A 9,337-nucleotide genomic window follows, 5' to 3' on the forward strand; every position below is an offset into this window, starting at 1 on the left:
GTTAGCTGAACTCACCATTTTGGGAATATAGAGGAATCAAGATGTCAGAAATCGTAAAAGTAATCGGTCGCGAAATTATGGACTCGCGTGGTAACCCAACTGTTGAAGCAGACGTACATTTAGCAGATGGTTCTTGGGGTCGTGCAGCAGCACCTTCAGGCGCATCTACTGGTACTCGTGAAGCATTAGAGTTACGCGACGGTGATAAATCACGTTACTTAGGTAAAGGCGTATTAAAAGCAGTTGGTTATATTAATAAAGAAATTGCTGATGCTTTAGCTGGTCAAAATGCATTAGATCAAAACGCTGTTGATAAAGTGATGCTAGATTTAGATGGTACCGAAAATAAAGAAAAATTAGGTGCAAACGCAATCTTAGCTGTATCACTAGCAACTGCGAAAGCAGCTGCACAGTCTAAAAAAGTTGAGCTTTATGAACATATTGCTGACTTAAATGGCACACCAGGTGTTTACTCTATGCCACTTCCAATGATGAACATCATCAATGGTGGTGAGCACGCAGATAACTCTGTAGATATTCAAGAATTCATGATCCAACCTGTTGGCGCTAAAAACTTCCGCGAAGGCCTACGTATGGGCGCTGAAGTATTCCACAGCCTTGCTAAAGTGCTTAAAGCTGATGGTCATTCAACAGCGGTTGGCGATGAAGGTGGTTTTGCACCTAACCTTGCATCTAACGAAGCGGCTCTTGCTGCAATCAAAGTAGCTGTTGCAAACGCAGGTTACGAGCTAGGTAAAGATATTACTTTAGCGATGGATTGTGCTGCATCTGAGTTTTACGACAAAGAAGCAAACATCTACGATCTTAAAGGTGAAGGTAAAAAATTCACTTCTGAAGAATTTAACTTCTTCTTACAAGATCTTACTAATCAGTACCCAATCGTTTCTATCGAAGATGGTCTTGATGAGTCTGATTGGGATGGCTTTGCACACCAAACTAAACTAATGGGTGATAAAATCCAATTAGTAGGTGATGATTTATTTGTAACTAACACGAAGATTTTAAAACGTGGTATCGACAACGGTATTGCTAACTCAATCTTAATTAAGTTTAACCAAATCGGTTCTTTAACTGAAACTTTAGCTGCAATCAAAATGGCTAAAGATGCTGGTTTTACTGTTGTTATTTCTCACCGTTCTGGTGAAACTGAAGATTCAACAATTGCTGATTTAGCAGTGGGTACTGCTGCAGGTCAAATCAAAACAGGTTCACTGAGCCGTTCTGACCGTGTTGCAAAGTACAACCAATTGCTACGTATTGAAGAGCAATTAGGTGATAAAGCACCGTACAACGGTCTTAAAGAAGTTAAAGGTCAGTAATTCTATTTTACATAGAATATAACTTTTAATTTTAGATGATAAAATCCTCGCCTATGCGGGGATTTTTTATGCCTGATACTTTTTCCAAAGAGATGAAAATAAATTGTATGCTTTAAGCTTGTTGATGTACGCAGCACTAAAGAGTGGAGCACAAAAGTATAACGCTTTACTCATGCTTTAACTTCTTACGCACTCATAGCTGAAACTGCTGCTTTAAAATATCACCTGTAAAACTGGTTTTTAAATAAAAACCACGGGGTAGGGTTTTAATTATTTGCCCATTTGGGCCAATAGCATCAGTGACTATTTTACTATGAGCAGCTTTGGGGCGTATTTGCATAGCATCGCCTAAATGGCCTGATATTTCGTCGACTCTACCTAGCGCAATTAGCTCCATTTGCTCTTCCCAGTCGCGCTGTAACAAAGCGTCTTGTTCAGGTGAAGGCTGCCACAAAAAGCCGCTGCCGATGGTTCTGTCAAACGGCGCAATATCACGTTCGCTTAAAATTGGCAGCCATAAAACATGATTTAGTTTTTTACGCACAGAGCTGGTATGCCACGTCATTCCCGTCACGTTCATTAAAGGTGTAACCGATACAAACGTAGTTTCCAGTGGCCTACCTTTATAAGAAATAGGCAGTGTTTTTAGCTCAATTCCTAAATCTTCAAAATCGGGGAGGGGTTTTGAGCCTGCAGTAGCGCCTAGTACGTATTCAATGAGTTGCCCAGTCCAGCCTTTTTCACGTAGTAAATCATCAGGTGTTTTAAAATAGTACTGGTTTGCAAGTTGCCCAAGTGTTAATCCGGCAATACTGTTAACGCGCTGCATTAAGTCGTTTATTGAGTGTGGTTTTGTAGGTCGCATATTCTTAATTTCGGTTGTATAAATACCATAGCCATGATAGCAAATAGGCTAAGCCGTGGATATCTTTAGGGTTGTACGTTTTTTGCACGCCTGTTGTTTGTGTTAATTTTGCACATATTGAAATTAAGCTACTTTACTTTAAGTTACTGACTCTGCAGGTTTTTTTAAATGTGCACGTTCAGTTTTGATTAAGCCATTTCAAAGTTGTAAGGATAAATACAACTATATGAACATGTTTATCCACAGAATCTGTGGAGAAGCTAAGTTTTAAGATCTAATATTGTGGATTTGTTTGCAAAATGAGCGTGTTTTACAAAAGTTATGCACAAACTGTGAGTAACTAGAGGAAAACAAGAACCGCAATAGCTTTGCTGAGTTATTTTCTAAATATTTACCTATTCTCTATTAATTTATCAACATACTAAAAGCTCAAACTTAGCTCACTAATTGGCTTGGGTATAATAGTATTTGCCGTATTGCGGCTAATGTGGAACAATCATTAAAAATCGACTTACAAATGAGGCACTAAGGTGATTGATGCCGAAGGTTTTCGTGCCAATGTCGGAATTGTGATTTGCAATAATCAGGGACAGGTTTTTTGGGCCAGACGTTATGGTCAACACTCTTGGCAATTTCCCCAAGGTGGTGTTGATGATGGCGAAACTGCAGAACAAACCATGTACCGTGAATTACACGAAGAAGTAGGGTTGCGACCAGAAGATGTAGAAATAGTCGCAAGCTCAAAACATTGGTTACGCTATAAATTACCCAAACGATTAATCCGCCGAGACTCTAGTCCGGTGTGTATTGGGCAAAAACAAAAATGGTTTTTACTAAAATTACGCTGTAAAGACGAAGATGTAAATTTACTTAAAACCCATCATCCAGAGTTTGATGATTGGCGCTGGGTAAGTTATTGGTATCCTGTAAGACAGGTTGTATCGTTTAAACGGGATGTTTATCGACGAGTAATGAAAGAGTTTGCTCCTTTCGCCATGCCTTTTAATAAGAGAGAACAACATAAAGATCATTGGCGAAGTAAAAGGTAGTAATTTCTCGATACAATAAAGGAGCAGGGTATGCTGGCTACACTGAGATCTATTGCGGAGTCTGTATCGCGACAAGCGAATTTAGACAGCGCATTAGTGTGCTTTGTGCAAATGGTTAAAGATGCCATGAAAACCCAGTGCTGCTCCATTTATTTTGCAGATTACAGCCAAGACAATTTTGTACTTATGGCTACCGAAGGGTTAAATCCTGATGCGGTGGGTAAGTTTAGAATTGGGTTTACCGAAGGCTTAGTGGGCCTAGTAGCACAACGCGAAGAACCTATTAATATTGCATTTGCTAAATCACATCCTCGCTTTAAGCTCTCCCCCGAAGTAAATGAAGAAGGCTACAACGCTTTTTTATCTGTACCCGTTGTTCATCAAAAAAAAGTACTGGGTGTTATTGTTGTTCAACAAAAAATGGCACGTGTATTTAGCCAAGACGAAGAGTCGTTTTTAATAACGCTTTCTGCCCAGCTTGCTTCACAGTTAGCGCATGCTGAAATTAAAGAAATACTCCGCCAAGATGAGTCATCTCATCAAACGTCTGTTTTAAAAGGCGTATCGAGCGCGCCTGGAATAGGTATAGGGCAAGCATTTGTTGTATTACCAAAACTCGATTTTAAATCTATTGAGCTTTTAAAAGACAGTGACGTTACTGAGCAGCGCCGTTTGTTTACACAAGCTGTAGCTGCAACGCGCAAAGAATTTAATACCCTATCTATGACGCTAAGCGATTCTATTCCGCACGAAGCTCTTGCGGTATTTGATGTGTATCAACAACTGCTTGACGCTAAAAGTTTAGGGCATAATGTTGAAATGCAATTACAAGAAGGCTGGTGTGCTAAAAGCGCCCTAAAAATTGTAATAGAGCGTTTAATATCTCAATTTAATGCCATGCAAGACCCTTATATAAAAGAGCGTGCTGTTGACGTTAAAGACATTGGTCTTCGCGTATTACACCATCTTGTAAATACCGAGCACGCTGTTAAAAATTATCCGGCCAACACTATCTTAATTGCTAATACCTTAACACCCGCCATGCTAGCTGAGGTGCCAAAAGGTCACTTAACAGGCGTTGTAAGCGTAAATGGCTCTGCAAATAGCCATGCTTCTATATTAACGCGTGCGATGGGGATCCCTGCCATTTGGGGTATAGAAGATTTACCTCTACTGCAGTTTAATGGCAAACCGATGATTTTAGATGCATTTGCTGGGCGTTTATATATATCGCCTTCGCAAATGTTGATGGATGAATACACAGAGTTACAGCATCAAGATAACCTACTTAATAACCGCTTTTTAGCAGAGCAAGACTCAGAATCAATTACGCTTGACGGTGAGCATGTTAGCTTATTATTAAACGCAGGCCTTGAGCTTAATACCGAGCAAAGTAGCGCGCATATTTGTGACGGTGTGGGGCTTTACCGTACCGAAGCGTGGTTTATGCAAAAGGGTCAGTTTCCTTCGCAATCAGAGCAAGAAAATTGGTACCGAGAAGTACTAACTAGCTATCATCCTAATCCTGTGGTTATGCGTACATTGGATATTGGGGGCGATAAGGTACTCGATTACTTTAACATTACCGAAGAAAACCCATTTTTAGGTTGGCGTGGCATTCGTATTAGCCTTGATCACCCAGAGTTATTTTTAGATCAACTAAAAGCGATGCTTAAAGCAAACATTGGTTTGGGTAATTTAAAAATAATGCTCCCTATGATCAGTGGCACTGAAGAAGTTGATGAGTCACTTGCGTTATTTGAACAGGCTTATTTTGAGTTAAGTGAAAAATACCCAGAGCAAACCATAGAAAGACCCGACATAGGTATAATGCTAGAGGTACCTTCAAGTGTATTTATGCTTCCAGAGTGGTCAAAAAAAGTCGATTTTTGCTCAGTAGGTAGTAACGATTTAACACAGTATTTATTAGCAGTAGACAGGGCTAATGCACGAGTTGCCGAACTTTTTAACCCTTATCACCCGGGCGTACTCAGGGTACTAAATAAAGTAGCGCGTGAATGTGAACAATATGAACTGCCATTTAGTTTGTGTGGTGAACTAGGTGGCGATCCTGAAGGGGCTATTTTGCTTATTGCCATGGGTTACAGGCGCCTTAGTATGAATTTATCATCGCTTAATAAAGTTAAATGGGTACTTAGGCGTTTAAATGTCAGTGACATGGAACAACTATTAAGTGAATGCTTAGCGCAATCCACAGCCAAACAAGTACTACGTTTAACGCGAAGCTTTATGCTAGAGCATAAATTAGGTGATTTGTTTTACACTCCCAAATAAGCTTATACGCCTAATTAATTGCAATACACAGATGCTATTAGTTTTATAATCCTTTAATATATAAACCTTAAAAGGGTATTTGAGATTACTATGTATGACTTAGGTTTGTTAGTCGCAAGCTGCGCACTACTAGGCTGTATTGTTGGGTTTTTAGCTGGGTTACTAGGCATTGGTGGCGGTTTAATTATCGTTCCAGTTCTAAGCACTCTGCTACTGTCATTTAATGTAACGTCGGCTGATCATGTATTAGTAATTGCTATTGCAACCTCACTCGCTTCTATTTTATTTACTTCAACGTCTTCAGCGCTGGCTCATCATAAAAATGATAACGTGCCTTGGGATATTGCCCCATGGGTTATGTCGGGCGTGGCTTTAGGTGCACTTATTAGTGGCTTTGCAGCAAGTTTAATCCCTGAACAAATATTGCGTACAGTGTTTGCTATAAGTGTTGTATTTATTGCAGCAAGAATGGTGCTATCTGCGCGTAATAAACCGATGTCAGATAAACCGTTACCGGCAGGTCCTATTTTAGGTGGATTTTCTGCGATAATGGGCGGATTATCAGGTTTAATTGGTATTGGCGGTGGTGCTTTAATAGTACCTATGCTTAATTATTTCTCGGTTGATATAAAAAAAGCAATTGGCTGCGCAGCCGCGTGCGGAATTGTTATCGCATTATTTGGCTCTATTGGTTACATCAGCGCAGGTTGGCATGTTACCGATTTAGAGCATGGTTTTGCTGGATTTGTTTATTTACCTGCATTATTTGGAATTGTTATTACCTCGTGGTTTGTTGCGCCTATTGGCGCCAAAGCAACTCACTATTTACCTGTTAATACAATTAAAAAAGTTTTCGCGGTGCTGCTTGTAGTTATCGCAATTAAAATGGTTTTTAGCTAAAGGTTTATTTTTTATGGCACTTGAGTTTCCTCAAATTGATCCAATTATTTTTTCTGTTGGACCGCTAAGCGTACGTTGGTATGGCTTAATGTATTTAATAGGTTTTGCATTTGCGATGTGGTTTGCAAATCGTCAAGCATCAAAGCCAAATTCGGGTTGGACTAAAGAGCAAGTAAGCGATTTACTGTTTTACGGCATGTTAGGGGTAATACTAGGCGGGCGTATTGGCTACGTATTGTTTTACCAGTTTAGTTACTTTATAGAAAACCCACTGTATTTATTTAGAATAGACCAGGGCGGTATGTCGTTTCATGGTGGAACACTTGGCGTTATAACTGCCGTCGCAATTTTTTCGTGGACGCGTAAAAAGTCGCTTCTTCAAGTGGGCGACTTTGTTGCACCACTGGTTCCTGTAGGGCTTTTAGCTGGACGTATTGGTAACTTTATAAACGGTGAATTATGGGGCCGAGTTACCGACGTGCCATGGGCAATGGTATTTCCAACGGGCGGTCCGCTTGCGCGTCACCCATCGCAATTATACGAAGCATTTTTTGAAGGCTTAGTGCTGTTTTTAATCCTGCAATGGTTTATTAAAAAACCGCGCCCAGCAGGCAGCGTAGCCGGTGTATTTTTATTAGGTTATGGCGTGTTTAGATTCTGTATTGAATATTTCCGCCAACCCGATGCACAATTAGGTTTATTTGCCGACTTTATATCAATGGGACAAATACTTTCGTTACCTATGATTGTAGGTGGTTTAGGCTTATTAATTTGGGCATATAAACAACCTAAACAAATAACCACAGCTAAAGCATAATAAGAAGTAACGCATGAAACAATATTTAGAATTATGTCAGCGTATTGTTGACGAAGGACAGTGGGTCGAAAATAAACGTACAGGTACGCGTTGTTTAACCGTTATCAATGCTGATTTAGAATACGATGTGGCTAATAATCAGTTTCCGATGATCACTACACGCAAAAGTTACTACAAAGCAGCGATTGCTGAATTGCTAGGCTATTTACGCGGGTACGACAGCGCTGCGCAATTTCGTGAAATTGGCTGTAAAACGTGGGATGCTAACGCAAACGATAACAATGCATGGCTTAATAATCCTAACCGTAAAGGTGAGGATGACATGGGGCGTGTTTACGGCGTACAAGGTCGTGGTTGGCAACGACCAGATGGCTCAACGCTTGATCAGCTTTCCAAAGTTATTAATAACTTAAAAAATGGCATTGATGACCGTGGTGAAATAATCACGTTTTATAATCCAGGTGAGTTTGAGCTTGGTTGCCTGCGCCCGTGTATGCATACACACACTTTCTCCTTACTTGGTGATACGCTATATTTAACGTCATACCAGCGAAGCTGTGATGTGCCACTTGGCCTTAATTTTAATCAAATTCAGTGTTTTGTGTTGCTTGCGCTAGTGGCTCAAATTACCGGCCACAAAGCGGGTAAGGCGTATCATAAAATTGCTAATGCACATATTTACGAAAACCAACTTGAGCTGATGCGTGATGTGCAGTTAACGCGTGAGCCATTTGCATCTCCTCAGTTAAAAATTAATCCAAAAATTAAATCATTAGAAGACATAGAAACGTGGGTAACACGAGACGACTTTGAAGTAACAGGCTATCAATGCCACGAAGCGATTCAATATCCATTTTCAGTATAATAAAAGATTAAGGAAAACATAAAATGAAAGCAGTCATCCCAGTAGCAGGCCTTGGTACTCGTATGTTACCAGCCACTAAAGCAATTCCTAAAGAAATGCTGCCAGTGGTAGACCGTCCTTTAATTCAATATGTAGTAAACGAAGCCGTTGCTGCAGGCATTAAAGAAATAGTGTTAGTAACGCACTCAAGTAAAAATTCAATCGAAAATCACTTCGATACGAGCTTTGAACTAGAAGCTACTTTAGAAAAGCGTGTAAAGCGGCAACTACTTGCCGAAGTGCAAGCAATCTGCCCTAAAGACGTAACCATTATTCACGTACGCCAAGGTGAAGCAAAAGGCTTAGGCCATGCTATTAGTTGTGCTGCGCCTATTATTGGTAACGAACCGTTTGTAGTTATTCTACCTGATGTAATTATTGATGATGTAGAGAGCGATCTTAAAAAAGATAACTTAGCAGAAATGATCGCTAATTTTGAGCAAAACAAGCATAGCCAAATAATGGTTGAGCCAGTACCAATGGATGAAGTAGATAAGTTTGGTGTGGTTGATTTAGGCGATGTTGACTTAAAACAAGGTGAAAGCTCGCCAATTTTTAACATGGTAGAAAAACCGCCAGTAGACGAAGCGCCATCTAACTTAGCTGTAGTGGGTCGATACGTATTAAGCGAAAACATATGGCCGTTACTTGCAAAAACTCCGCAAGGAGCAGGCAATGAAATTCAATTAACTGACGCAATTGCGATGTTAATGGAACACGAAAAAGTAGATGCATACGCTATAAAAGGCCGTAGCCACGATTGTGGAAGTAAAATTGGTTATTTAAAAGCGACTATTGAATTTGCACTTCGTCGCGATGAATTTGCTGATGAATTAAAGTCATTTATTAAAAAACTGATTTAACAGTTAATGTAAATCATGAAAGGCGCCTATATCGGCGCCTTTTTTATGAGTTTTATCAGGCCTGTTTATCTTTCGAGGTTAAATTTGCAGCAGGCTGTTTGGTATTTAGGCAAGGCAGAGCCGATGTAATGTGGTTATTCCCCATAAATAGGCGATAACGTAGCATAGATGCCAAACATGCGCTGCCCGAAGGGCTGACGAATCCCCAAAACGTGACAGGCACAGCAATTTATGATCTTATGTAAATCACCACAACCCACATAAGTCACAACTGCTATGCCTGAGACATCAGTTTGCCATAAGT

8 protein-coding genes are annotated in these 9,337 nt (G+C 40.1%); 7 read left to right on the top strand and 1 reads right to left on the bottom strand.

Annotated features, from left to right (window positions below; genetic code table 11):
* Window positions 1-41: 41 nt before the first annotated feature.
* Window positions 42-1,340: a phosphopyruvate hydratase gene (eno, locus tag H5118_RS02895; protein WP_002958706.1), complete on the top strand. Its 1,299-nt coding sequence runs from the start codon at window positions 42-44 to the stop codon at window positions 1,338-1,340.
* A gap of 193 nt (window positions 1,341-1,533) precedes the next feature.
* Here the strand turns inward: eno and mutH are convergent, their stop codons facing one another.
* Complete coding sequence (gene mutH / locus H5118_RS02900; RefSeq protein WP_182693772.1) at window positions 1,534-2,205, bottom strand: DNA mismatch repair endonuclease MutH; 672 nt, start codon at window positions 2,203-2,205, stop codon at window positions 1,534-1,536.
* 530 nt (window positions 2,206-2,735) lie between these two features.
* On the opposite strand from mutH, the gene rppH reads away from it, so the two are divergent.
* The 6 genes from rppH (at window position 2,736) to galU (ending at window position 9,033) form a co-directional block, all read left to right on the top strand.
* Window positions 2,736-3,254: an RNA pyrophosphohydrolase gene (gene rppH, locus H5118_RS02905; RefSeq protein WP_002958704.1), complete on the top strand. Its 519-nt coding sequence runs from the start codon at window positions 2,736-2,738 to the stop codon at window positions 3,252-3,254.
* A gap of 30 nt (window positions 3,255-3,284) precedes the next feature.
* Complete coding sequence (ptsP, locus tag H5118_RS02910; RefSeq protein ID WP_002958703.1) at window positions 3,285-5,549, top strand: phosphoenolpyruvate--protein phosphotransferase; 2,265 nt, start codon at window positions 3,285-3,287, stop codon at window positions 5,547-5,549.
* A gap of 90 nt (window positions 5,550-5,639) precedes the next feature.
* On the top strand, window positions 5,640-6,449 hold the full coding sequence (locus tag H5118_RS02915) for a sulfite exporter TauE/SafE family protein (RefSeq protein WP_002958702.1): 810 nt from the start codon (window positions 5,640-5,642) through the stop codon (window positions 6,447-6,449).
* 13 nt (window positions 6,450-6,462) lie between these two features.
* The gene (gene lgt / locus H5118_RS02920) at window positions 6,463-7,266 is read left to right on the top strand and encodes a prolipoprotein diacylglyceryl transferase (protein WP_002958701.1); all 804 of its coding nucleotides are present in this window, start codon (window positions 6,463-6,465) and stop codon (window positions 7,264-7,266) included.
* 13 nt (window positions 7,267-7,279) lie between these two features.
* Window positions 7,280-8,131, top strand: a complete 852-nt coding sequence (locus tag H5118_RS02925; protein WP_024594909.1) for a thymidylate synthase — start codon at window positions 7,280-7,282, stop codon at window positions 8,129-8,131.
* 23 nt (window positions 8,132-8,154) lie between these two features.
* Complete coding sequence (gene galU, locus H5118_RS02930; RefSeq protein ID WP_002958699.1) at window positions 8,155-9,033, top strand: UTP--glucose-1-phosphate uridylyltransferase GalU; 879 nt, start codon at window positions 8,155-8,157, stop codon at window positions 9,031-9,033.
* Window positions 9,034-9,337 lie beyond the last annotated feature (304 nt).

The organism is Pseudoalteromonas sp. SR41-1 (genome assembly GCF_014164015.1).
GTDB lineage: Bacteria > Pseudomonadota > Gammaproteobacteria > Enterobacterales > Alteromonadaceae > Pseudoalteromonas > Pseudoalteromonas distincta.